At 46.8% G+C, this 25,541-nt stretch carries 23 protein-coding genes, 1 tRNA gene and 1 pseudogene; 7 read left to right on the top strand and 18 right to left on the bottom strand.

Annotated features, from left to right (window positions below; all coding sequences use genetic code 11):
• Positions 1–122, top strand: a pseudogene (locus tag AB4Z50_RS32380) (FMN-dependent NADH-azoreductase); the annotation flags it as partial.
• A 311-nt stretch (positions 123–433) separates the two neighbouring features.
• Here AB4Z50_RS32380 and AB4Z50_RS32385 read toward each other — a convergent pair.
• Together AB4Z50_RS32385 and nrdR are read right to left on the bottom strand one after the other, a co-directional pair.
• Positions 434–509, bottom strand: a tRNA-Ala gene (locus AB4Z50_RS32385).
• A 43-nt stretch (positions 510–552) separates the two neighbouring features.
• Positions 553–1,035 carry a transcriptional regulator NrdR gene (gene nrdR, locus AB4Z50_RS32390; protein ID WP_053377232.1) on the bottom strand — a complete coding sequence of 161 codons (483 nt, stop codon included), beginning with the start codon at positions 1,033–1,035 and terminating at the stop codon, positions 553–555.
• Positions 1,036–1,178: 143 nt separating this feature from the next.
• Here nrdR and AB4Z50_RS32395 point away from each other — a divergent pair, with 143 nt between their 5' ends.
• Positions 1,179–1,397, top strand: coding sequence for an alpha/beta-type small acid-soluble spore protein (locus AB4Z50_RS32395; protein ID WP_053377233.1), 219 nt, complete (start codon positions 1,179–1,181; stop codon positions 1,395–1,397).
• 107 nt (positions 1,398–1,504) lie between these two features.
• Here the strand turns inward: AB4Z50_RS32395 and AB4Z50_RS32400 are convergent, their stop codons facing one another.
• From AB4Z50_RS32400 to AB4Z50_RS32465, 14 genes are all read right to left on the bottom strand, one after another.
• Positions 1,505–2,071: a lytic transglycosylase domain-containing protein gene (locus tag AB4Z50_RS32400; RefSeq protein WP_441885878.1), complete on the bottom strand. Its 567-nt coding sequence runs from the start codon at positions 2,069–2,071 to the stop codon at positions 1,505–1,507.
• The gene (gene coaE, locus AB4Z50_RS32405; protein ID WP_441885881.1) at positions 2,068–2,664 is read right to left on the bottom strand and encodes a dephospho-CoA kinase; all 597 of its coding nucleotides are present in this window, start codon (positions 2,662–2,664) and stop codon (positions 2,068–2,070) included. Before coaE ends, AB4Z50_RS32400 begins: the two co-directional genes overlap by 4 nt.
• Positions 2,665–2,679: 15 nt before the next feature.
• On the bottom strand, positions 2,680–3,402 hold the full coding sequence (locus AB4Z50_RS32410; RefSeq protein ID WP_076270184.1) for an MntP/YtaF family protein: 723 nt from the start codon (positions 3,400–3,402) through the stop codon (positions 2,680–2,682).
• 140 nt (positions 3,403–3,542) lie between these two features.
• A complete protein-coding gene (gene mutM / locus AB4Z50_RS32415) occupies positions 3,543–4,385 on the bottom strand; it encodes a DNA-formamidopyrimidine glycosylase (protein WP_441885885.1) in 843 nt (280 codons plus the stop codon).
• Between the two features lie 48 nt (positions 4,386–4,433).
• Positions 4,434–7,112, bottom strand: a complete 2,679-nt coding sequence (polA, locus tag AB4Z50_RS32420) for a DNA polymerase I (protein WP_441885888.1) — start codon at positions 7,110–7,112, stop codon at positions 4,434–4,436.
• Between the two features lie 104 nt (positions 7,113–7,216).
• Complete coding sequence (locus AB4Z50_RS32425) at positions 7,217–8,437, bottom strand: EAL domain-containing protein (protein ID WP_441885891.1); 1,221 nt, start codon at positions 8,435–8,437, stop codon at positions 7,217–7,219.
• Positions 8,434–9,972 (bottom strand): GGDEF domain-containing protein, encoded by a 1,539-nt coding sequence (locus AB4Z50_RS32430; RefSeq protein WP_441885893.1) that lies wholly within the window; start codon positions 9,970–9,972, stop codon positions 8,434–8,436. Before AB4Z50_RS32430 ends, AB4Z50_RS32425 begins: the two co-directional genes overlap by 4 nt.
• 190 nt (positions 9,973–10,162) lie before the next feature.
• Positions 10,163–10,822, bottom strand: coding sequence for a phosphate signaling complex protein PhoU (gene phoU / locus AB4Z50_RS32435; protein ID WP_076270305.1), 660 nt, complete (start codon positions 10,820–10,822; stop codon positions 10,163–10,165).
• A gap of 108 nt (positions 10,823–10,930) precedes the next feature.
• The gene (gene pstB, locus AB4Z50_RS32440) at positions 10,931–11,686 is read right to left on the bottom strand and encodes a phosphate ABC transporter ATP-binding protein PstB (protein WP_308999341.1); all 756 of its coding nucleotides are present in this window, start codon (positions 11,684–11,686) and stop codon (positions 10,931–10,933) included.
• 12 nt (positions 11,687–11,698) lie between these two features.
• Positions 11,699–12,574 carry a phosphate ABC transporter permease PstA gene (gene pstA, locus AB4Z50_RS32445; RefSeq protein ID WP_076270190.1) on the bottom strand — a complete coding sequence of 292 codons (876 nt, stop codon included), beginning with the start codon at positions 12,572–12,574 and terminating at the stop codon, positions 11,699–11,701.
• 1 nt (position 12,575) lies between these two features.
• Positions 12,576–13,439 (bottom strand): phosphate ABC transporter permease subunit PstC, encoded by an 864-nt coding sequence (gene pstC / locus AB4Z50_RS32450; protein WP_256711019.1) that lies wholly within the window; start codon positions 13,437–13,439, stop codon positions 12,576–12,578.
• A gap of 189 nt (positions 13,440–13,628) precedes the next feature.
• Complete coding sequence (locus AB4Z50_RS32455; RefSeq protein WP_441885896.1) at positions 13,629–14,624, bottom strand: PstS family phosphate ABC transporter substrate-binding protein; 996 nt, start codon at positions 14,622–14,624, stop codon at positions 13,629–13,631.
• A 100-nt stretch (positions 14,625–14,724) separates the two neighbouring features.
• Positions 14,725–15,978 (bottom strand): methyl-accepting chemotaxis protein, encoded by a 1,254-nt coding sequence (locus AB4Z50_RS32460; protein ID WP_441885899.1) that lies wholly within the window; start codon positions 15,976–15,978, stop codon positions 14,725–14,727.
• A 235-nt stretch (positions 15,979–16,213) separates the two neighbouring features.
• Positions 16,214–18,283, bottom strand: coding sequence for a beta-galactosidase (locus AB4Z50_RS32465; protein WP_441885902.1), 2,070 nt, complete (start codon positions 18,281–18,283; stop codon positions 16,214–16,216).
• 121 nt (positions 18,284–18,404) lie between these two features.
• Here AB4Z50_RS32465 and AB4Z50_RS32470 point away from each other — a divergent pair, with 121 nt between their 5' ends.
• From AB4Z50_RS32470 to AB4Z50_RS32485, 4 genes are all read left to right on the top strand, one after another.
• On the top strand, positions 18,405–19,253 hold the full coding sequence (locus tag AB4Z50_RS32470) for a helix-turn-helix transcriptional regulator (protein WP_083682407.1): 849 nt from the start codon (positions 18,405–18,407) through the stop codon (positions 19,251–19,253).
• A gap of 939 nt (positions 19,254–20,192) precedes the next feature.
• On the top strand, positions 20,193–21,380 hold the full coding sequence (locus tag AB4Z50_RS32475; RefSeq protein ID WP_441885906.1) for a M20 family metallopeptidase: 1,188 nt from the start codon (positions 20,193–20,195) through the stop codon (positions 21,378–21,380).
• A 47-nt stretch (positions 21,381–21,427) separates the two neighbouring features.
• Positions 21,428–22,186: a threonine/serine exporter family protein gene (locus tag AB4Z50_RS32480; protein WP_441885909.1), complete on the top strand. Its 759-nt coding sequence runs from the start codon at positions 21,428–21,430 to the stop codon at positions 22,184–22,186.
• A gap of 76 nt (positions 22,187–22,262) precedes the next feature.
• Positions 22,263–22,739, top strand: a complete 477-nt coding sequence (locus AB4Z50_RS32485) for a threonine/serine exporter family protein (protein WP_441885912.1) — start codon at positions 22,263–22,265, stop codon at positions 22,737–22,739.
• Between the two features lie 6 nt (positions 22,740–22,745).
• Here AB4Z50_RS32485 and AB4Z50_RS32490 read toward each other — a convergent pair whose 3' ends face one another.
• Complete coding sequence (locus AB4Z50_RS32490; protein ID WP_441885915.1) at positions 22,746–23,597, bottom strand: lipoate--protein ligase family protein; 852 nt, start codon at positions 23,595–23,597, stop codon at positions 22,746–22,748.
• Between the two features lie 174 nt (positions 23,598–23,771).
• Here AB4Z50_RS32490 and AB4Z50_RS32495 point away from each other — a divergent pair, with 174 nt between their 5' ends.
• Positions 23,772–24,638 (top strand): AraC family transcriptional regulator, encoded by an 867-nt coding sequence (locus tag AB4Z50_RS32495; RefSeq protein ID WP_339204013.1) that lies wholly within the window; start codon positions 23,772–23,774, stop codon positions 24,636–24,638.
• 103 nt (positions 24,639–24,741) lie between these two features.
• Here AB4Z50_RS32495 and AB4Z50_RS32500 read toward each other — a convergent pair whose 3' ends face one another.
• On the bottom strand, positions 24,742–25,464 hold the full coding sequence (locus tag AB4Z50_RS32500) for a response regulator transcription factor (RefSeq protein WP_076270199.1): 723 nt from the start codon (positions 25,462–25,464) through the stop codon (positions 24,742–24,744).
• Positions 25,465–25,541 lie beyond the last annotated feature (77 nt).

A 25,541-nucleotide genomic window follows, 5' to 3' on the forward strand; every position in this document is an offset into this window, starting at 1 on the left:
TCTTCGGAGTAAATGATACAGAGACAATTGTGATAGAAGGCCACAATCAATTCCCAGAAAAAGCAGAAGAGATCATTGCGGATGGTCTTGAAAAAGCTCTTAAAGTAGCAAGTAAATTCTAACTAGTAAAACAATTACCACTGAATATGGCAGTATCAACACTTTTATAGTGGTGGTACTGCTTTTTTATTGGCTTTTCTTACTACTTTCCTTCGATGCCCACTCACTTCATTACGTCCGCGCGGACTGAACCTCGGGGTATCGAAATTTTGATTAAACTTTCACAGAAGCTTTTTCAATGATGCACTGCTCAGCGGTAAATTTCGATGCCGTGCTCCTACACTGACGCTTCGTGCGCGCGATCTGCCCCTTGCTAGGCTCCACCAAATAATAAAAAAACCACTTCAACAGAAGTGGTTTGAATGGTTTATTATGGTGGAGCCTAGGGGGATCGAACCCCTGACCTCATCGCTGCCAGCGATGCGCTCTCCCAGCTGAGCTAAGGCCCCAAATGACGACAAGATTGATCTTAGCATAGGGTCGTCAAAACTGTCAATCTTTATCTATCATACCATTGAGCGGGTGTTTGGACAGCAAATTATTGAGCTCCTTCATGAACATATCGATGTCCTTGAATTGGCGATAAACAGATGCGAACCTGACATAAGCTACCTCATCTACAGGATAAAGCTCGTTCATAACGATTCCACCAATATCGCTGCTATCAACCTCGGCATGTGCCGTTGTGCGCAGCTCCTTCTCAACCTCGGATACGATTACCTCTAGGCGCTCCACTGGAACCGGACGCTTCTCGCAGGCGCGGATAAGACCCCGCAATATTTTGTCACGGCTGAACTCTTCACGGCTGCCATCTTTTTTGATGACGATCAGAGGCGTCTCTTCAATCATTTCGAATGTCGTGAAGCGGCGGCTGCACTTTTCGCATTCACGGCGGCGGCGAATGGATTTGTTTTCGTTGGCGGGCCTTGAATCTAATACTTTCGTTCCGGCATAGTCGCAGTATGGGCATTTCATGATGCGTATTGCCTCCTTTCTTAGTCGCTTGAGCCTCAAAAATGGACTCTTCGAAAAAAAATTTTAATTTCCATGTAATTCCTGTAATGAAGTTCAGATTTTTGCACATAATACTTTTACCAACCGCAAGGAGGTGAACATACATGAGCGCATCCCGCAGCAGTAACCAATTGGTAGTGCCACAAGCGACAGCTGCCCTTGACCAAATGAAATATGAAGTTGCTCAAGAGCTAGGCATCGCAATTCCGCAAGACGGATACTACGGCAACATGGCTACAAAAGACGCAGGCTCCATCGGGGGATACATTACCCGTCGCCTAGTGCAAATTGCCGAGCAATCCCTTGCTGGTCAATACAAATAATGATTCATTAAAAGTTGTATGAATAACCGAAGCTTTGGCAGGGCTCGTCCATGAAGAGACGAGCCTCCAAGGCTTCATTTATTTTCGTTATCGTTAAGGATCATCCATTAAAGACTAGGATATAAGTCCTTATACTTATTATAATAGTAAATGACTCGCTGCACATAGTGTCTAGTTTCTCCAAACGGAATTTCTTTAACCGATTCGATTGTTCCATCCCAAGTCCCCGAATCAAGCCACTTGCGAACATTTCCTGGACCCGCGTTGTATGCAGCAATTGCAGCTATCTTATTTTGATCAAATTGTTGATTAAGAGATCTTAAATACCACGCACCAACCTCAATGCTAACGTCTGCACGATTCATTAGCATGTCATCCGTTACGGCTTGAAATCCTGCTTTTTGAACGACCCATGCAGCCGTATCAGGCATAATTTGCATTAAGCCCAGTGCACCCTTCTTCGATTCCTTGCCTGTCTGAAAATTGCTTTCACTGCGAATAATCGCGGCCACTAAATGCGACTCAACGCCATAGTTAGAAGCACTTGCACGAATGTCTTCTTTGTAATGAACCGGATACATCCACTCCGCAAGCCAATCTGATTTGAGAAATAAAATCGTCAATAAACCAAGCAGCAGGACGAGCAGCACCCTTTTCTTTTGGAATACCCTCATGGCATACACTTACTTTTCCAAAATTCATCCAGCTGATGCTGCGTCTCCTCCAGCGATCCGCTGTTATCGATGACCCAATCCGCTTTCAGTCTCTTTTGCTCAATATCCATTTGCAATGCGATGCGCCGGCTTGCTTCTTCCTCAGGCAATTGGTTTCGTTCCATTAAGCGCTTTTTTTGAAGCTCCGCGGGTACATATACGACCAATATGCCCTCGTACAGATGCTCCTGCTTCGTCTCGTATAGCAGCGGCACGTCAACTACTACTAATCGTTCTGGATACTGCTCTGCGTAAGTATGTATGGTTTGCTGCATCCGCGCCCGTATAGCTGGATGGGTTATGGATTCAAGCTTTGCTAGTGATTGTTTATCGCGAAACACAATTTCGCCGAGAGCTTTGCGGTTAAGAGAACCGTCTGTTTCAAGGACAGCTTGTCCAAACGTAGAGGCGATTGCCTCTAATGCTGGTTCCCCGGGAAGTACAACCTCCCTTGCGACTTGATCGGCATCGACCAGCAGCGCACCGCGTTCGACGAGCATGTTTGCGATTGTGCTTTTGCCGCTGGCAATACCGCCGGTTAATCCGATTATCATCCTTTTCACCTCAAATTATAACAGCTTCATGATTCCGATTATGATTAATAATATGCCTGGCAGCATAGCTAATGTCTGCATGCCTTTCCAAGCGGAGAAACGAAAGCCAAAACGGATACCGCCAACAAGAAAAAGCGCACTTGCCGCCGCTATCGTTAAAGCCGTAAGTAAGGAAGGCAATCCGATCAACGCAGCCCCAAGTCCAGCTCCAAATGCATCAAGTGATAATGCAAAGCCAAGCATGACGGCCTCCGATGCAGAGATGGTGCCTGATTTATCGACGTCAGCCGACTGTGGCGTGCGCAAAATCTGAATAACGAGCCCTAGACGCTTCAGCTCTACCATAACGACAAGCGCAGCACTCGCGATCTCTCCGGCATGTGTTTTTGCGCCAGCTTCTGCCGAAGCAGCACTTTCTTGTACTGCGGTTTCTACGTGCTCATGCCTCACATCATCCTGCTGCTGTTTGTTTCGTCTAAGCTGCAATAGCGCCCAGACACCAATCAGCATGAGGACACATGCGCCAATGAGACGCGCAACGAATTCAGACAGGAACGTGGTTATCAATCCGCCAACCTGCATGGACAAATAAATAATAATACCAGAGCAGCAAGCAATAATCAGTATTGACACGATCGGTATGCGGATCCTCCGCAAACCGTAAGTAACGCCAACACCAAAACCGTCTACGCTAACAGCAACAGCAAGAACTAATAGTGAAACTACATGCGCGAACAATGTTTTAGTCCCTCCCCGCACAGCGGCGATCCGGCTTACAAGAAGCTGTAAGTAGACATCCGCCTATTGTTCGTAACACACTTATCATATGCGGGGAGTATTTGACTGTGCATGCTGGTTAACATTTGCTGCAGTTCGTATTATTTTCCTGATGCGTGCAGTGTCTGGCATTTATTGCAAATATGGGTACCTCGGCCGCCAACAACAAATTTATGAATCGGTCTTGAACAGGTTGGACAAGGCTCATCCTTCTTGCCGTATACAAGCAGCTGATGCTGAAACATTCCCATCTCGCCTTGTCCATTAACGTACGATTTAATAGACGAACCGCCTGCTTCAACCGCATTTCCCAGTGTCGAACGTATCGCTTCATAAAGTCGCTTCCATTCGGCCGGCTTCAATGTGCTAGGTGTTCGCTCCGGATGTATACGTGCTTGAAATAAAGCTTCGTCTACATAGATGTTGCCCAAACCGACAATATGCTCTTGATTAAGCAATAGCGGCTTAATCTTAGTCGCGCGTTTCTCGAGTTTCCCGCGAAGCGCTTCTAGCGTAAAGGCTGGCTCAAGCGGCTCTATACCAAGCTTGTTAAGCGGCGGAAGCTCAAGCTCCTGCCCTTCTTGGAATAAATGCATCGTACCGAACTGGCGAACGTCCTTATAACGCAAATCCGTGCCATCTTCGAAATGAAAGATAACATGAGTATGCAGCTCAATCGGCTCTTCCGATGGGAAAACCCCATATCGGCCTTCCATTCGCAAATGCGATACAAGTACGAGCCCGTCCAAGATGATCCGCAAAAACTTGCCGCGTCGCTCAACCGTCTGGATCGTATGTCCGACAAGCGCATCCGCGAACTGTTCAGGTTCTGCTGGACGCTGTATAATACGCGGGAGTCTAACGGTTACTGATTGGATACGTTTTCCCGCTACAAGTTCAATTAATGTTCTTCTAACTGTTTCTACCTCTGGCAATTCAGGCATTTCTCCTCACCTCAACAACCATTATACCCGAAACTGCCCGCCAGTGGGTTACTTTGCTTCATACCAATTGTCACCGAAACTCATATCGGCCTTCAAAGGAACATCAAGTTTGAGCGCTCCAGCCATCACTTCAGGTACAAGCGTCTTCATCAGCTCCAGCTCCTCTTGCGGCACTTCGAACACGAGCTCATCGTGCACCTGCAGCAGCATGCGGCTCTTCAGCTTGCGTTCGCGCAGCGCAGCGTCCATATGGACCATGGCCAGCTTAATAATATCTGCCGCAGTACCTTGAATCGGTGTATTCATCGCTGTACGTTCAGCAAAGGATCGCAAATTGAAATTAGAAGCATTGATGTCATTCAGATAACGCCTGCGCTCAAGCAGTGTGGCCACATACCCGTCGCGCTTCGCTTGCTGAACGATATCGTGCATATATTGGCGAACGCCTTTGAAAACCTCCTTGTAATCCGCAATAAACTTTCCAGCTTCATTACGGGAAATGCCAAGGTTTTGCGATAAGCCAAAATCGCTGATGCCATACACGATGCCGAAGTTGACCGCTTTTGCCGAACGACGCATGTTGGAATCAACCTCCTCGGCAGTTACGCCGAATACATCCATCGCTGTTTTGGTGTGAATATCCATGTCCTTAATGAACGCTTCCTTCATATTCTCATCATCAGCAATATGTGCGAGCACACGAAGCTCAATTTGTGAATAGTCAGCTGCTACGATGGACCAGCCCGGCTCGGACGGTACAAAGGCTTTCCTAATTTGGCGTCCTTCCTCAAGACGAATCGGAATGTTCTGCAGGTTAGGGAACTGACTGCTTAGACGACCGGTAGCTGCAATGGTCTGGCGATAATACGTGTGTATTTTGCCTGTTTCCTTGCGCACCTCTTTAAGCAAGCCCTCTACATAAGTAGATTGCAGCTTCGAGAGCTGACGATAATGCAGGATAAGCGGAATAATCTCGTGATAAGGAGCAAGCTCCTCCAGTACCTCAGCATCCGTCGAATAACCTGTTTTCGTCTTTTTCTTAGCAGGCAGGCCAAGCTTCTCGAATAAAATCTCACCCAGCTGCTTTGGCGATCCGATATTAAATTCCGTACCAGCAAGCTTGTACACGCTGCTAATGATTGTTGTCAGCTTACTCTCCAAATTACGGCCAAGCGCCTCCAGCTCCTCCGACTTTACTTTAATGCCCTGAAACTCCATCCCTGCAAGAATGCGGGACAATGGATGCTCCATGTCAAAATAAAGCTTGCTCATGCCCGTATTGCTTAGCTCTTCGGTTAACAGAGGCACGAGCTTCCGAACCGCTTCCGCTTTCAGCGATAAATGGCGGTAAAGCGTATCGGCATCAGGCACTCTGAATTTCGCGCCTTTGCCATAAACAGCTTCATCCGGCGGCAGTGTCGACAAGCCTTGCTTCTCATTAATGCCGCTTAATGTCTGGCTTGCTTCTGTAGGATCGAGCAAATATGCTGCCAGCTGCACATCAAAAGCAGAACCCTCGAAGCTGATTCCGCTCCATTTGAGTGCCAGCTCCACCTTATGGAGATCAAAGCCGTATTTCGGCTTGTCCGCTTGTTCGAGCCAGTCGCGAAGCTTCGCTGCGAAAGGCTGCTTAAGCACTGAATATGGCATTACAAACACAGCTTCATCAGTAGCGATAGCAAGGCCAATCAGCTCGGCATGATGCGGATTCTCCCCAATGGCTTCGATATACAAGCCATTTTTGTCCGACTTCTGGAGCAGTTGAATAAGCTTCTCCAGCATCTCTGCGTCTTTTTCTGATTCGATCACATTAATATTCAAATCAGCTGCAGCAGCTTCGGCTTCCTTATCCATATCACCCGCTTCAGCACCTAGCTCCAGGCGATCAATTAATGATTTGAATTCCAGCTTGCGGAACGCCTCAGCCAGCTTCGAACCATCATACCCGGCATAACGAATGTCATCGATAGACTTTTCTATAGGCACTTCACGGAAGATCGTCGCCAAGCGCTTGCTCATCGTAGCATCATCTTTATGGCTCTCAATGTTTTCCTTCAGCTTGCCCTTCAGCTTGTCCAAGTTATCAAGCACGCTTTCAACGGATCCATGCTCATGAAGCAGCTTAAGCGCCGTTTTTTCGCCTACGCCCGGAACACCAGGGATGTTGTCAGAGGTATCCCCCATGAGCCCCTTAAGATCGATAATTTGCATCGGCACAAGGCCGTATTTCTCTTGGATCGTCTCTGGTGTGTAAAGTTCAACATCACTAACGCCTTTGCGTGTTACCGCAATGGTTACTTTGTCTGAAGCAAGCTGCAGCATATCTTTATCTCCAGTAACGACAAAAGTTTCTACACCTTTCTCGTCAGCTGCCTTCGTTAGCGTACCGATAATATCATCGGCCTCATAACCGGACAGCTCAAACTGCGAAATGCTAAAGGCTTGAAGCAGCTCCTTAAGCACTGGAAATTGTTCTGACAGCTCTGGCGGTGTCTTTTGTCTTCCGCCTTTATATTCCGCATAACCTTCATGGCGAAAAGTGACCTTGCCGGCATCAAATGCAACCAGCACATGAGTCGGCTTTTCTTGTTCAAGCAGCTTAAGCAGCATCGTTGTAAACCCAAAAATCGCATTCGTGTGATTGCCCGCCGAATTCGTAAGCGGCGGCAAAGCAAAAAACGCACGGTAGATTATACTGTTTCCGTCAATTAGCATCCATTTTTCCATAAGGAATCAACACCTTCTTTATGTAACATTCATACCTTTAAGTATACCACAAAAAGGGCTATTCCCAAGCATCGCTGCGATGGGTTAGCCCTTTTTTGTATCGGTTACATCATCATGGAATGAAATGGAGCAGGCCTGCCTAATAAATAACCTTGAGCATATTCAATCCCCATCTCACGAACCTTCGCAAGCTCCGCTTCAAGTTCTATGCCTTCGGCAATTATGGAAATATCCATTTTTGCTGCAATCTGAACCAGTGTGTACAAAATATGCTCTTTCATCTCATCCAAGTGGATATTATGAATAATCGACCGATCCACCTTCAAATAATCAGGTCGCAGCTCAGCGATAGATTGCAATGACGAATAACCCGCTCCAACATCATCAATTGCAATTTGATAACCTTGGCTCCGGTAATGCTCCAGCGCCTTCTTTACAGAGCCAAAATCCGCGATTGAGCTTCGTTCTGTAATTTCAAATACGACATGATGGGGCGATAGTTTATGCTGCTCCAGCAGACTGAGCGTTTGGCCGGGCGAGAAGCTTGGATCCTCCATAATTTGCGCCATCACATTGATGAATAGCTTTTGCCCTGGCATGAGCCGCAGACAGCCGTCTATCGCCCTTTCTCTAGCCAGTCTATCCAAGCTATAAGTCAAACCTTCCTGCTCAGCACACTGAAAGAGCTCCATAGGTCCGGCAAACCAAGTTTGATCCTGCGTACGCGATAGCGCTTCGAAGCCAAATACCTCTCCTTCGCGCAGCAGCGATACGATAGGCTGATATACTGGCTGAATAAGCCGCTCGCTAATGACTCGTTCCAGCGCTCGGCGCTTCAAGCTTCGCTCCATCGATCCGGCGGATTGCCCGTGCAAAATTGCTTTTTTCATCGCATCATACCAGACGAGGCCATCCACAGGGTCATTGTCATTGGGTACGACAGATACACCAATATGGAGCTTCCCAAGCACATCAGCTAGCCCCTCATAGCAAATCTCCTCTGCAAATTGTTTCTCCCAATCAGCGGTATGCTTATAGGCCAGCTCAAGCAGCCAGTCCTCCTGCAGCATTTGATGCCCGGCCGGCAAACGCATATGGATAAATAAATCCTCCTTCATCCATTGCAGCCCTTCATATAGTAAAGAGCTTCCAAATGCAGCCTTCACCTCATTCTCTGCAAAAACACGCCATTTCTCATGCTGCGAGGATAAGTGATTTTTCCGAACATCCGTAGGAAACTGCCATGATAAATAAATAATACCAAGATGACCCGAGCTCACGTTTTCCGTATCGTTTAGCCGCCATATGTCCCGTAGTTGTCTCAATTTCCGTTCCGTTCCTCTCCATGATGCATTCCTATAATTTGATCCATGACATAGACGCTGCCTTTAAGTGCTTTCGCTTGTTTCTTCAGCTTTGCCGCAATCCTCGGAATATCATCTGCCGCAAGCGCTACTCTGCCATCCCATAACATGAGTGACAAAGAAAGCGTTACACCCTCCTGATCAATGAGATTGCCCTCTCGATCCTCAACTGTCGTTACTTCAACGCCGCCGTAAAATGCTTTAATCCCGCTATCGAAACGCTTTATCATCGCCTGACATAGTTGCTCCGCCGAATCTGCTCTCATTACCACGATGAAATCATCTCCGCCTATATGTCCGACAAAATCGTCGCCTGCTCCGAGCTGATCAAGCTCCATACGCAGAATATCTCCCAAATAGCGGATCAAATTATCTCCGAGCCCAAAACCAAAGGAATCGTTATACCATTTAAAATAGTCCAAGTCCGCATAAACGACAGCAAACGGCTCACCTTGTCCGATCCGCTGGCTCAGTTCAAGCTGAATTTCCTCGTTCCCCGGCAGCCCCGTAAGCGGATTAGCTGTTCGTGCTGCCTCTGTGCGAAGCGCCGTCATGCATTCCAAGATAGACCTGATCGTAGCTGCTCCTGCCATCTGTCCATCCTTCGTAATAAGAACGACATCGTATAGCTGTGAGAAATCCCTTGCCATTGCCAGCTGAGATACATGCTCGACAGTAAGCTGCTCATCCACAATAAGCGGTTGATTGTTCATAATCCGCTCAATCGGTCTGTTCCAATAAAGAGGCAGCCCGAATTGTCCGGCTAACATTTGATGCAGCTTCTCTTTCATTAAGATGCCTATCGGTCTGCCTTTATCGACAATGACCGCGCCTTGCGCCTTCGCATTCGTATCGAAAAAATAAGCAACCTCGGACACCCTGGCCCGGGCAGGAAATATCGGAAAAGGTGCAGCAAGCCCGCCAATTCGAACGGTTCGGCTATGGTTCCCCGGCAAATGCAGCTGCTGCACTGGCTCGCCTGCTCCGATGATCTGACCGTAGTTTTCTATTTTCGGTTTGCCTTCGGATAGAGATTCTTGGCGGTTCCTTCCGAGAGTAACGTTATATGCGCTTTGCTCCATCGCATCAAGAATCATCCGATAAACAACCGACTCCGAGGAACGGCCGGTTGCTGGAGGGTATGCCGTTGAAAGACCTATGCTTACCTCCAGATCGATGTCTGAGAAAGCCCCGTCTTCCTTTTTTGCATCAGACTTCCTTAGCCTATCAATAAGCCGCTCCATCGCTTTCTCGACCACTCGAATGATCGGTTCATCCTTCTGCTGCCGATCAAATAAATAAAAGTAATCCCATTCAAGGCGCTGACGCCAGAAAAGCCTTGCCTCCGTGCCCTCCCATAGCTGCAATGCTGATTCTGCTGCTGTGTTCCCGAGGCGAAAACGGACGTAAATGACACCAATTCCGCCTTCATGCCAGCGCTCTTTTATGCTGCGGAGCATATCTCGATTGAATAAACCAACCCCGACTCCATTCATGCCAATCCCCTCAATCGACTATCGTCTATTTCAGTTCCTTTATGTATTACTTTACCAGCCAATTGTGAATGGAGATGCATAAAAGGATTAACTTGCGGTAAAATTCGACATTTTTCTTAGTTCTTTTCTCCTAAACAAAAAAACCGTCCAGCAGCTAAGCGTGGGCGGTCTTAAGTATGTTTTAAGTAGGTTATACGTTCAAATCCGGACGATTGCCCGTTACGAGATAAACGACGCTCTCACCGATGTTCGTTGCGTGATCACCGAATCTTTCGAGGTAACGTCCGACGAGAGTGAGAAGCGATGACTGTGTAATATTGCGAGGATTTTCCATCATAAGGGAATAAAGCTCGCGCGTAATTTGTCCATACAGGGCATCAACTTGATCGTCGTCCTTCGCCATTTTGTAAGCCAGGTCTACGTTTTCTTGAATAAACGATTGAATGGACTCGTATGTCATAAGCTGAACAATTTCTGCCATACGCGGCAAATCGATTAACGGTTTTATTAGCTCCTGACCCTCTAAACGCAATACAACCTTAGCAATATCAACGGAGAGATCGCCCATACGCTCCAAATCGCTTGCGATTTTAAACGAGGACAGAATTCTTCTCAAATCCTTGGCAACAGGCTGCTGCGTAGCGATCAGCTTCGAGCCGATTTCCGTAATCTTTTCTTCCATTTGGTTAAGCGACGGGTCCAGCTTTATGACCTGCTTCGCACGGTCAACATCAACGGTTTTTAATGCTTCCATCGATTCTACGAGCGCTTTTTCAACAAAAGTACCCATATCAATCAGCAAATTATGAAGATGCTCTAGTCCTTGGTCAAACTCTTTACGCGTGGTCATCATGAACGGCATTCCCCCTACAAGGTTTGTAAAACAACATCATTCGCAAGGCCAAAATCATATGATTCAACCTCTTGAATAGAAGTTTTCTCCCACGATCCGTTTGGCTTAGCCGAAACGTCCGCTTATATAATCTTCTGTGCGCTGATCGGTTGGATTGGAGAACAGCTTCTCCGTATCCGAGTATTCAACGACCTCGCCATTCAAGAAAAACACCGTTTGATTGGATACGCGGGCTGCCTGATGCATATTGTGAGTAACCATCACGATTGTGTATTTATCTTTCAATTCTTGAGCAAGCTCTTCAATTTTCAGCGTGGAAATCGGGTCAAGCGCTGATGTCGCCTCATCCATAAGCAAAATATTTGGGTTTACTGCAAGTGCGCGGGCAATACAAAGGCGCTGCTGCTGTCCACCAGATAAACCGAACGCGGAACGTTTCAAGTGATCCTTTACTTCATCCCACAATACCGCGGATTTCAAGCTTGTTTCTACAATTTCATCGAGCTCGCGCTTGCTAGTAATACCATGCAGGCGAGGACCGTATGCCACGTTATCATAGATCGATTTCGGGAATGGGTTCGGCTGTTGGAATACCATGCCGACCTTTTTGCGCAGTGTTTCAACATCCACTTCATTCGAGTAAATTTCAGTACCGCCAATGGCGATACCTCCCTCAATCCGAGTGCCCGGAATCATATCGTTCATACGGTTTAGTGTACGAAGCAAAGTTGACTTTCCGCAACCGGATGGACCGATGAATGCAGTGATTGCTTTCTCAGGTATCGTTAGCGTTACATCCTTCAAAGCGTGGAAAGCGCCGTAAAACAAATTCAGCTTGTTAATATTAATAAGTGCTTCCATATCGTTTTCCTCCTAAATATTCTTCTGATACTTGTTGCGAAGCAAAATAGCCGAAAAGTTCATTAGCAACAGCAGCGCTAGTAAAACGATAATACCGCTGGCCGCAAGCTCCTTAAATTCAAGCTGTGGCTTGGACAACCAGTTGTACACTTGAATAGGAATAACCGTAAACGAATCCTTAAGACCTTCTGGCAAAAAGGCAACATACGTTAATGCTCCAATCATAACTAGCGGTGCCGTTTCTCCAATTGCACGAGACATAGCAAGAATGACGCCAGTTAGTACGCCCGGAAGAGCTGAGGGCATAACAGAGCGAGAAACGGTCTGCCACTTGGTCGCGCCTAGAGCGAACGAAGCATCACGGCGTGATTTCGGAACGGCACGAATCGCTTCTTGTGCAGATACGATAATAATAGGAAGCACAAGCAGCGTCATCGTGAGCGCCCCTGCAATGAGGCTGCGATCAAGAGCGAGCAGTCGTACGAACAAGGTTAAGCCCAAAATACCGTATACGATGGACGGAACGCCCGCTAGTGTACTGATATTAAGCTGAATCATCCGGGTAATCCGGCCCTTTTTCGCATATTCCTCCAAGAAAATCGCAGCTCCTACTCCAAAAATAAAGGAAATAGGCGCCATAATAAGCAGCATGTAAATCGTACCAACCAGCGCCGACTTCATTCCGGAACCGTCCGCTTTGCGAGACGGGAAGTTCGTGAATAGATCAGGCTGGAGCCTTGCAATACCGTCGATCAAAATATCTACGATTAACGCGCAAAGCGCGAGAACGCCGATGGAAGTGGCGGCGACGAACAGGATATGAAGCATCCAATCCTTTTTCCGCCGATTAGCAATTTGCTTGCGGTTTGCATCTAGAAATATGTTCATCTTAGTACTCCTCTCTGAATCTTCTTGCAATGTACTGGGCAAGAATATTGAGTAGGAATGTAATGACGAACAACGTCATGCCGACCGCGAAGATCGATCCATACTCAACCGTTCCATGCGGCGTATCCCCAAGGCTGACCTGAACGATATAAGCGGTCATCGTCTGGATGCTCTCGAGCGGATTAGCCGTCATATTAGGTGTAGAGCCTGCCGCTACCGTAACGATCATCGTCTCGCCGATCGCCCTTGAGAAAGCAAGTACGGCAGAAGCCACGATACCCGAGAAGGCTGCTGGCACAACGATTTTCAAAGCAACCTCGAACCGTGTTGCGCCAAGCGCATAAGCGCCGTCACGCAAGCTGCGCGGTACAGAGGACATCGCATCCTCACTTAGCGAGCAAACCATAGGAATAATCATAATACCGACAACAATACCGGCACTTAATGCGTTGAACACGCCGGCGCTATGAAAAATACTTTGAATAAGAGGTGTAACCAAGCTAAGAGCAAAGTAACCATATACGATGGTTGGAACTCCTGCGAGTACCTCCAATATCGGTTTAATTACTTTACGAACCCGCTTCGGTGCATATTCTGATAAGTAAATGGCACTTGCAAGCCCTAGAGGGATAGCGACTAAACAAGCGATAAACGTAATCATGAGCGTGCCTGACAGGAGCGGCAAAACGCCGAAGCTTTTGGGCGGAATTAACGGTGACCATTTGGTCCCAAACAAGAAATCAAAAATCGGTATTTTTTGAAAAAACTGATAGGTCTCTGAGATGAGTGTGACGACAATACCTATTGTAGTTAGAACAGATACGGATGCACACAGGAACAATAGGATTGGCATCAATTTGTTCATGATGCTTACGCGTTTATTTTTGAAATCATAGACTTCCTTGCTGTTTGTTTGAGCCTTACTGACCGTTTGCAGCCCTTGGCTTGGCATTGCAGCGTCCTCCTTCTTGCCTTTACAATTCGTTTACATTTGTGCCGATAAAAAGGTGATGTCCCTCGAGACACCACACATTTTCATCAGGTCGTTTGTTACTTATTTAATTTTTGCTGCTTCAGTTGCGTATTGCTCATCTGGAAGGGATACATAACCAACTTCGCCAGCAAAAGTACCGATGTTGTTGATATAGTATTTAACGAATGCGTTCACTTCTGGACGCTCAAGCTCTTTATTGTTTGCATAGATGAAGAGCGGACGGGACAATGGAGCATAAGTGCCGTCTTTAATTGTGTCATAAGTTGGTGCAATAGCGCCTTTGCCGCCGTCTACAGGAACAACTTTCAATTTATCTTGGTTTTCTTCAAAGTAAGCAAAACCGAAGTAGCCAATGCCGTATTTGCTGCCTGCTACGCCTTGAACAAGTGCGTTGTCATCTTCAGAGAAGCTGATTGCTTTATCATTGCGAATGCCTGCTTTTTCAAGAATAGCTTCATTAAAATAGTCATAAGTTCCGGAATCAGCGCCTGGTGAGAACATTACGATCGGCTCAGCAGGGAAAGTGTCGCGAACATCTTTCCAAGTTGTTACTGTGCTGCCAGTTGTAAAGATTTTGTTCAGCTCTTCAACTGTCAAGTGGTCGATGAAGTCATTGTCTTTGCTTACAACAACAGACAAACCGTCAAATGCTACAGAAAGCTCTGTATATTCGATGCCAGCTGCTTTACAAGCTGCTGCTTCTTCATCCTTGATGTGACGGGAAGCATCTGCAATGGCAATTTCGCCTGCGCAAAATTGTTTGAAGCCGCCGCCTGTGCCAGATACGCCAACCGGTACTCGTACATCTTTGTGCTCTTTGTTGAATTCTTCAGCTGCTGCTTCTGTAAGTGGGAACACTGTGCTTGAACCATCAATTTTAATTTCGCCTGACAATTTCACATCTTCACCAGCTGGTGCGTTAGTTGCAGTGTTATTCTTAGATCCTGTATTTTCAGAACCTTTATTTCCGCTATTATTACCACATGCAGCTGCGAATACGAGCAGCGTCACCATCGACAACATTAGAATTCCTTTAAACCCTTTTTTCTTTAACAACTCTACCACTCCTCTTATTATGTCTGTAAGGGTTCATCCCCGTGCCTCTTATACTACTAGCCGTTTGTAAACCTCGTATTCTGTTTTTGTAAACTCCATGTTAAAAATAAGATTGCTGTAATTTTTTCATTTCGACTGCGATATGAACGGCTTGCTGATGTGCCTGCTCCGATAAAACGCCAATTTGCTTCGCGCTATTGCGATTATCAGCTGCCGCTCGGAAAAGATGATTAAACACCTCCACGGCTTCATTGATATTCGCTTCGCTTGCGATCGTCTCCATTCGTCCCGAATGAGCAAGACTTGTCGTTTGCGTAATGGCATCAACTATCGTTTTTGTTAACGTCGTAATTTCATTCGCAAATTGCTTCGTTTGGCCAGCCAGCTTCATCACTTCACCAGCTACTACCGCAAACCCGCGCCCATGCTCCCCTGCACGGGCTGCTTCTATAGAAGCATTCAGCGCGAGTAGATTACTCATCTCTGCCAGTTCTTTTATTAATAAAGAAACTTTGCTGATTGACCCCGCCTCAGATTGAAGCTCATTCATCCGTTTCTCCTGAAGCTCAGAATTCAGCGTCATGGCGTTAAAAGCTTTTGTTACTTTATCCAGCTCGTTTTTGCCGGTTAGGGTCAAATCGACCATATCTACAGACATTGACTCGCCATGTTCAGTTGACTTGCGAACGCTGCTGACGGCTTGTTCGATCTCTCTCACCCGCTGCTCTGCTGAGCGAATCGTACTCATTTGTGCATCAACGGCTTCCTGCTGCAGCAGCCGGGAAATCTTGAGCATGTCCGACACAGTCAATATACCTGCAAGCTTATTTTTTAACGTAACGATGACACAATCGTAAAGCACACTCTCGTGGCGGCTTAATGCGCTGTCAATGAGCTGCTGCGGTGCATAATCATAATCGACTACGAGCGGACTCGCATCCATAAGCTTTGTAATTGGTTTGTCATCATACAAATCTGCGCTAAAGCGATGGCCCAGCTTCAGGAAGAACCGATTGCGCATCATCAGACCGATAGGAGCCCCTTGCTCCCCAGTTACGATAATGCACTCACTTTCCGGATGCTTCTTAAACACAGCGATCGTCTGCCGGCATGTATGCTCTGCGTCTATTGTTGGAGCCTGACGCAAAAAATGATGCAGGCGCGTTGCTTCTGCTTTTACCGGATGCATTGTTCTTTCATCAGCACGCTGCTCCGCTTGCTTAACAGTCCTTTCATCGGTTCCTTTTACCTCAATTAATTGTTGTACGTTTCCGTTAAGTGGTGTGTTTGGAGCAGTACGCTCATTTTTCTCGATAGCTGATTGTTTTTCTTTATCTAGAACAGTCGCTGTCACTTCACCCTCACCCTTCCTTCTTTTTCCTTATGCACTCACTATAGGTCGTAAGCATCAATTGAATTAGGTAGAAATGTTATCGGAATGTTAAATTCGACAATATATTTTTTAATTTCCGTAAAAACATGCCTATTGAATTTTCCGATAAGAGAGTCTTTATGACTAAACAACAAAAAAGCTGTGATCCACATACAGTTTCCTGTACGCTTCACACAGCTTTTCTATGAGGCTAGTATTATTTCGAAGCTCGTTTCAAGATCCGGCAGCCGTAAGGCTTCAATTCAACACTGTTGTTTAGAGCCGCACCCGTCAACAAATCTGTATACTGCTGAGCATCTAAAGCAACCGAAGATTCATTTGCACTGAAATTGGATACAAAGACGTAGTCGTTCACGCCATCTGTTCTTAATTGTGCAGTTACGCCATGCGGCAGCTCGGAATCAAGAACTCGCTTGATCCCCTCTTGCTCTATAATTCGAGTCAGAAAATCGTTTGTAAAAGATGCTTCGTTGCGCGATGCAACATAGTAGGCTTTGCCTGCACCCAAATGATTTACCGTTAAGGCAGGGCGACCCGCATAAAAATCCTCACCGTAAACAGCAAGTGCCTCCGCACCTTCAAGATGGATGAGATCACACAGCTCGCGTGCTGTATATTGGCCGCTCAGTCCAAGCTTATTTCCGTCCTTCAGCACGACCTGATTGGAATCATGATCATGCAGCGAATCGATCTCCTCGGACCAGATCCCAAGCGTCTTGCGCAGCGGTCCTGGGAAACCTGTTAGGAAGCATAGGTCGTTCTCATCGACGATACCTGTCCAATAAGTAGCGATGAAAGTACCGCCATTTTCAACAAAACGTTCAATGCGCTCGCCTACACCCGGACGCACCATATATAACATAGGAGCAATAAGGAGCTTGTACGAATCAAAGCTGCATTCCGAATCAATAATATCCACTGGCACACCCAGATCCCAGAACGGACGATAATGGCGTTTAGCCGTTTCTTCATAATGAAGACCGCTATTGCGCGGGCCTTGCGAATCCTTTACTGCCCAGCGATTTTCCCAATCATAGATAAGCGCTACCTCAGGCTTCACAGTTGTACCTACTACTTCGGTCAACTTCTCCAAAGCTTCGCCAAGCTCAGCCACATCGCGGAAAACGCGAGTATGCTCATGGCCGACATGATCCACTACTGCACCATGCAGCTTCTCGCTTGAGCCTCTACTCTTGCGCCACTGGAAATACTGAACAGTATCTGAGCCATGTGCAACCGCTTGAAGCGATGACAGCATGTGCATGCCTGGACGCTTCACTTTGCTGATCGGCTGCCAGTTCGTCATGCTCGGCGTGCTTTCCATCAGCATGAACGGCTTTCCGCCGCCAAGCGAACGAAACACATCATGGTTGAAGCCAATCCACGCCGCTTGCTCGCTGTCATCTCCGCCATTGTCATGCCAAGTTGGATAAGCATCCCACGATATCATATCGAGCAGCTCTGTAAACTTCCAATAGTTAAGCGGCTCAAAATCAAGCATAAAGTTCGTCGTAATCGGAAGCTCACTGTTAGCGGCGCGCAGCGGAGCTATTTCGTTGTGGCAGAAATCAACCGTTTGATCCGTAACGAATCTTCTCCAGTCAACATTCTGGCCGTGAACCGCTTTCTCGCCACGCTCGGTTGGCGACTCGACTTGGCTCCAATCGGTATACGTATGGCTCCAGAACGTCGTCCACCAAGCATCGTTAAGTGCTTCTAGTGTACCGTATTTATTTTTCAACCAGTCGCGGAAAGCGTCTTCACAATACGAGCAGTGACATTCGCCACCATATTCATTTGATATATGCCAGCCGATGACCGCAGGATGATCCGAATAACGTTCTGCCAGCTTCGAGTTCATGATCGTTACCTTCTCGCGATATACAGGTGAGCTGAAGCAGTGGTTGTGACGCGCACCATGCAAATTACGAATTCCGTTAGGTGCAACGCGCAGCACTTCCGGATATTTTTGAGACATCCATACCGGGCGTGCTCCACTTGGTGTAGCAAGCAAGGCATAGATGCCGTTAGCAGCAAATTTATCAAGCAACGTGTCCAGCCATTCAAATGTAAATACGCCTTCCTCAGGCTCGATCGCCATCCATGCAAAAATGCCTACAGACATCACGTTGCAATGTGCAAGCTTCATGAGGCGGATGTCTTCCTCCAACACCTCAGGATACTTCTGCCATTGATCTGGATTATAATCTGCACCATGCAGCATTTGCGGAATTTTTGCACTTATCGGGGGAAATTTCATACTCATCTCATCTGCCTCCATTTTCGTCTTGCTTGCAGCTATTATTGGTTATACTATAATGATATTCATATTATATCTTGTACATCGAACCAACTATATAACAGTATTTTCGCATCATTATAAAAATATGAAACAGGAGGCCACCGCTATCGACACGATGGTTTTTCCGATTTTGACAGAGACGGACAAGACACTCCCGGTTTATCTCACGAGTATCGGGCATTGGAGCGATCAAGAGCCGATTGACCGTCCAAACGGCTATCCTCATTTTCAATGGCTGCAAGTCATTAGCGGCTCGGGCGAGCTCCATGTTGGCGATCAACAAATGACCGTTCGGGCTGGGCAAGGGTTCTGCCTGTTTCCAAACGAGCAGCATCAATATTTTTCAATACAAGCGCCTTGGGAAATCATTTGGATGAGCTTTAGAGGCGATTTGTCCGACAAGCTGTTTAGGCAGGCTGGAATTACACAATCCGGTGTCTATTCGACTGCTGATCATGATATGATTGTTACCCACATGAAAAACATTTACGCAATGACGCAATCCGGCCGATCCTTTCTCGGGCTCGAATGCTCAAAGCTGGTTTACATGTTTTTACTTGATTTAATGAAGGTTATTCTTGTAAGCTCACACTCGGTAGAACAAAACTACTTGAAGCTGCAGCCTGTTCTTCATTATATTGAAGCTAATTACAGCAAGCTTATTACGATAAAGGATTTAGCAGGCTGTATCGATGTAACGCCGCAGTACCTATGCTTGCTTTTTAAGAAAGCTTTGAAAATGCGACCAATGGCATACGTAAACCGAGAGCGCGTCAATCGGAGCAAGGAGCTTATGTTCCGCGAAAGCGAGATCAAGATGCACGAAATCTCCCAGCGCGTCGGCTTCGACTCCCCCAGCTACTTCAGCTCCGTCTTTAGGCGGCTTGAAGGGTTAAGCCCGGAGCAGTTTAAAAAAATTCACGGCATGCGCTGATGTGGGGGCAGTTAGGCGGCTCGGGGGTGGCTCCGTAAGAACACATAGGTGCTTGCAGCGATGATCCTTTGATTGCTGGCAGCACGCCTGACGGGCTCCATAAGAACCTATAGGTTCTTACAGATGCTCAGCTAGGTTATTTCGGAGGCCGTAAGAACACATACGTGCTAACAGCAAACTTTCCGCTGCTGGCAGCACGCCTGACGGGCTCCATAAGAACCTATAGGTTCTTACAGACGCTTAGCTAGGTTACTTTGGAGGTTGTAAGAACACATACGTGCTAACAGCAGACTTTCCGCTATTGGCAGCACGTCTGACGGGCTCCATAAGAACCTATAGGTTCTTACAGACGCTCAGCTAGGTTACTTCGGAGGCTGTAAGAACACATACGTGCTAACAGCAAACTTTCCGCTGCTGGCAGCACGCCTGACGGGCTCTATAAGAACCTATAGGTTCTTACAGACGCTCAGCTAGGTTACTTCGGAGGTTGTAAGAACACATACGTGCTAACCGCAGACTTTCCGCTGCTAGAGCACGCCTGACGGGCTCCATAAGAACCTATAGGTTCTTACAGACGCTCAGCTAGGTTACTTTGGAGCTTGTAAGAACACATACGTGCTAACAGCAGACTTTCCGCTGTTGGCAGCACGCCTGACAGGCTCCGTAAGAACCTATAGGTTCTTACAGGCACATAGCTAGGTTACTTTGGAGGCTGTAAGAACACATACGTGCTAACAGCAGACTTTCCGCTGCTGGCAGCACGCCTGACGGGCTCCATAAGAACCTGTAGGTTCTTACAGGCACATAGCTAGGCTACTTCGGAGGTTGTAAGAACACATACGTGCTAATAGCAGACTTTCCGCTGTTGGGAGCCGACCTATTCCGAACATACAGCCGAATTCATAGGTTTCACTTCATTTCAGGAGGTAAAAAAATATAATGACCGATAAAAATCTTATATTTAATGAAATTGATCTATATGCGGACGCTTTTCGCACGATATCACGATCGGTGGGCAGCCGGCCAGAGCTTGGCCATGAGGAGTTTTTTGCTTCTGAGCTGCTCTGTACGGAGCTTGCAAAATACGGGTTTGAGGTTGAACGTGGTATTTTAGGCATTGAGACATCTTTTATCGGTGTTTATGATACAGGAAGCCCAGGCCCGACAGTTGGCTTCTTATGCGAGTATGATGCTCTACCAGAAATCGGACATGCTTGTGGACATCATCTCATCTGCTCAATGAGCATGGCGGCAGCTGTCGGACTTAAAGCGGCTTTGATAAACAGCGGCATTGGCGGAAAAATTCGCATCTATGGTACGCCAGCTGAGGAAACACGCGGAGCGAAAGTACCAATGGCAGAGGCAGGTTTATTCGATGACTGCGACTTCGCTTTAATGGCGCATCCATACTATACGTTTGAACGTTCAGGTGAATCTCTTGCACTGGATGCTGTGCAGTTTGAATTTCATGGTCTAGCCGCGCATGCAGCTGCAAGTCCATATGAAGGAATTAATGCGCTGGATGCTGTTCTTCAGCTGTTCAATAGCGTTAATGCGCTGCGCCAACAAACACGCAGCGATGCGCGCATTCACGGTATTATTGACAACGGCGGCAAGGCGCCGAACATCATTCCTGATTATGCATCGGCCAAATTTTATGTCCGCTCGGCTTCACGCACTTATACAAACGAGCTCACTGCGAAAGTGCTGCGCTGTGCAGAAGGGGCCGCATTGCAGACGGGCTGCACCGTTACAACAAATCATTTCGAATACTCTTATGACGAGCTGCTTACTAATGAAGCATTGTCCGAGCAGTTCAATACGAATCTGATCGAGGCAGGCATTCGCCCTGAGGATATGGAAATCGGCAAGGATCATGGCTCGCTTGATTTAGGCAACGTCTCCGTTCGCTGTCCAGCTATTCATCCTTACGTCAAGGTGGTACAAGATCGTTTGCTGCTTCATACGGAGGCGTTTCGTGATGCGGCAATGACCGAATATGCGCTGGACGGCATGTTATTTGGTGCCAAAATGCTAGCAGCAACCGCATACGACGTATTTGCCGATCCTGCACTGCTTGCTCGTATTCGGACTGAATTCGAGCATCAAACCAAAAGCAGCAAGTAAGAACAGGATAAAGAACAACTTCGCTCGGATTGGGGAGGCAGGCCGCAATGGATAAAAGCATCATCAATAGCCACGAGATTACACAAATTTGTTTATTGGCCGGCAAAATCATTTTGCAAAACGGCGGCGAAACCTATCGTGTCGAAGATACGATGTCCCGAATTGCAGCTGCTTACGGCATAGAGAACTCCCATAGCTTCGTCACGCCGACCGGTATTATATTTGCCATTGACGGTTCATCCCAGATGACGAAGCTCATTCGTATTTCCGAGCGTTCGACGAATTTGCTTAAGGTATCCTTAGTCAACGATATTTCCAGAAAAATTAGCACCGGCACGCTGGCTGCTGGCGATGCACACCGACTTTTACAGGAAATAGACTCTAACGCCTTCGTTTATCCGGTTTGGATGAAAATCATAGCTGCAGCTATAGCGAGCGGTTGTTTTCTTATCATGTTCCAAGGCAGCTGGCGCGACTTCATCCCTGTTGTGCTCATCAGCGGCATTAGCTTCGGTTTTTCAGTTAAGCTGCATCGAATCGTGCCGATCAAGTTTTTCTCCGAGTTTATTACGGCTTTGCTGATCGGCACCTTGTCCGTGCTGTTTGTACATAAAGGATATGGATTTGACCTCGATAAAATTATTATCGGCTCTGTTATGCCTCTTGTGCCCGGTTTGCATATTACAGCAGCAGTCAGAGACCTGATGGCAGGCCACCTTGTATCAGGGCTTTCGAAGGGAGCAGAAGCTTTTCTTACAGCATTCGCTGTGGGTGCGGGTATCGCCGCGGTGCTCTCGTTTTATTAATCAAGCAAAAACGCCTTCGGCGTACTTTAGACGCTGAAGTAGCTTTGACGGTGAAATATAAGATAAGTAATAGAAAATGATATACTTTCTTAAATTTCGTAAAATTCGGAGGTGTATTACGTTGTCGATATTAGAACAGCTAGTCACTAGCTTTATAGCTTCAGCAGCCTTCGGCCTCATCTTCAACGTACCGAAGCGAACGCTTGTGCACTGCGGCGTTGTTGGCATGATAGGCTGGTTCATTTATATTTCCTGCACAGAGCTGTCGCTGGATACCATTCCTGCGACGTTAATTGCTGCTTTTATCGTAACCGTAGTGAGCCAGCTATTCTCAAAGCTATATAAAACGCCCATCATCGTCTTCAGCGTATCCGGCATTATTCCTTTAGTTCCCGGCGGACTCGCCTACGATGCAATGAGAAACGTCGTTGAAGACAACTATGACATTGCCGTGCAGCTAGCCGTAAAAGCATTCATGCTCTCAGGAGCCATTGCCATTGGTCTTATTTTCTCAGAGGTTGTCAACCAGCTCATCCGTAAAACGGAACGTTAGCGTAATTTATTGAGATGGAATCGCATACCTAGAACGCAATAAGTTGGCCATTTCCATGGTTTGTTCTTTTGTCGGCATTACAAGCTTCGACTCTGCTTCTCTCATACCCGCTTCCGTCTGCTGCGAAGCTATGACTCGTTTGACCGCTTTGACAAAAGCATCTCCGGCTCCTGCGCCAAGCGGTGTCAATTGCTCCAAACTAGCCGTGCTTTCAGCAGCCACAAGCGGATAATCGTTTTCGTTTTCCCCCTGCGCAGCTTTATCATAGAAGGATCGAACGAAGTTGGCCCGCTCCTGACCAGAACCATCCGCTACAATAAAAGCTTGTACAATAAAGGCATGCGTCTGCCGACGCTGTGCGATGCCGCAAAATTTATACCCGCCAATGCTCAAATCAAATTCGCCAGGACAATAAGCGCCTTTGATTTCCCCTTTTTCTACTTGGCAGCCCGTCTCCTGTAATGCATGACGAATCAGCCCATACATTTTTTCAAAATCATCATGAAAATGAAAGGAGTCCAACGCTTTTTTCGGCATGATCAGCGATATATTAATGACCCCCAAATCAAGCGGTACCGCAGCTCCTCCCGAATTGCGTACAGCAGTAGACCAGCCTTCCGATTGAAGAGCCCTTTCAGCGTCGGCAGCGCCTGGCAATCGGCTGTCGCGCAGCCCCATAACAAACGCTCTTGGGTGACGCCAAATATGGCAAATGGCTGGACCTCCCTGCCCTGTTTTTCTGCAAAGCAGCTCATCCAGCGCAAAGGGATATAACACATCTAATTCATTCAGCTCATTCATGCGGTCGAGCAGCAGCACATTTTCCAAACCATAATCCCTTATCGAATCCCGTTCCATATGTCGTCCAGCCCTCTCTGCTAATCCCTTACTCCGTATACTTGCTAAGTTATATCTATTTTAACGATAAATGAGCAATCGCGCATCATTTATACCGCTCCCTTATTGCTAATGGTGAAAGCATTCACTACAATAAGGATATTGTCATGCAGCGCCAAGGGGGTAACATTAGATTTGGAAGCAATAAATGAAAAAGTCGCATACGAAAACCCATTGCTGTCGCTGCGCGTTTTTCGCCCCATTCGCAGTCTGGACGGTTATACAAACTGGCATTATCATAAACAGGTTGAGCTGCTGCTCATTCTTGAGGGTGAGCTGGACGTTTACGTCGATGAAGAAAGCTTTCACCTGACTTCTGGCGACATCGTGCTTATCGGAGCTTCGGAGCTGCACTCCGACCGCAGCCATAACTTGCTCGATTATATTGTGCTTCAATTCGATCTGGAACCGTTTTTTGATCAAAGCACGATTCCCTATATGCGGTACTTCTCAGAAACCCAAACACCGCTCAGTAAAGCGAATTATATTTTCCAAGAAAACAACACGGCAAAGCAGCAAGCTGTCTCTTACATTCATCAGCTATTGCACGAGACGACACATAAAGAAACAGGCTATGAGCTGGCAGTCAGCGTTTTAGTTAAGCAAATATTGCTGCTTTTGCTTCGCAACGATAGCCGCAAAGTGTTGATTGAGCAAGATAACTTTGAGCGCATTCGCCTGAAACCGGTGCTCGATTATATCGAAAATCATCTGACGGATCGTATCCAAGTTGAAGAGGTTTGCAAGATCGCCAATATGAGCTATTATTACTTCGTAAAATATTTCAAAAAAACGATCGGGCTTTCTTTTACGGAATATGTGAATTATCGCAAAGTGAAGTGGGCTGAACGAATATTGCTGACGAAGGATTTGAGCATATCGGAGGTTGGCGAGCGAATCGGGATGCCGAATATGGCACATTTTTATAAAATGTTTAAAAAATACAACGACTGCTCGCCTAAGCAATTCCAGCGTAAGATGCTTGTGCTTAACCGGCAATAGTCTGCTTATCAAGCAATAATGCCTTCAGCGTCCTTTGGATGCTGAAGCAGCTTTGACGGAGAAATATAAGATAAGTATAAATATTAGAAAAAGCTCGTCCACCCTATAATTTCGGGGTAACGAGCTTTTTTGGCATAACGAGCTTATAACCTACACCACGGATCGATTCGATTTGTACAGATTGCTGACCAAGCTCCAGCTTCTTCCGCAATGAGCTCACATGAACATCAACCGTACGTTGGCCGCCGATATAATCGAAGCCCCACACGACATTCATAAGATCATCCCGCGTAATTACCATGCCTGGACGCTGTACTAAATAAAGCAGAACCTCGAACTCCTTCGGTCTAAGCGGAATCGTATCGCCGTTTAAGATGACCTCATACTTCTCGGGATAGATGGACAAATCACCAGCTGTGATGACTTTCTCTGAAGACTCGATCGGCTTGCTATCATCAAGCTGTGTCCGACGAAGCACCGCGGATACGCGTGCTAGAAGTTCAGCCACGCCAAACGGCTTCGTAATATAATCATCAGCACCATGCTTCAGTCCTTGCACAACCTCTTCCTCCGCATTGCGAGCTGTTAAAATAATGACCGGTGTTCTTACGCCATTTTGGCGAAGACGGTTTAATATTTCAAAGCCGTTCATGCCAGGAAGCATGATATCTAAGATGACCAAATCGAAATTACGCTGCAAAGCCGTCTGCAAGCCTTCCCCGCCATGATCGATAACGGTCGTTTCATAGCCCTCTTGGGTCAAATTGTACGACAGAAGCCTTGCTAATGTCGGTTCATCTTCAATGACGAGCACTTTATGCGACATGTTACCTCCAACCTGGCGAATGGCGGCGCCAAAGACGCCGCATCCGCATATTTAGAACGTTTAGCTTTAGTTTATCA

The sequence above is a fragment of the Paenibacillus sp. 2TAB26 genome, assembly GCF_052115145.1.
Taxonomy (GTDB): Bacteria; Bacillota; Bacilli; order Paenibacillales; family Paenibacillaceae; genus Pristimantibacillus.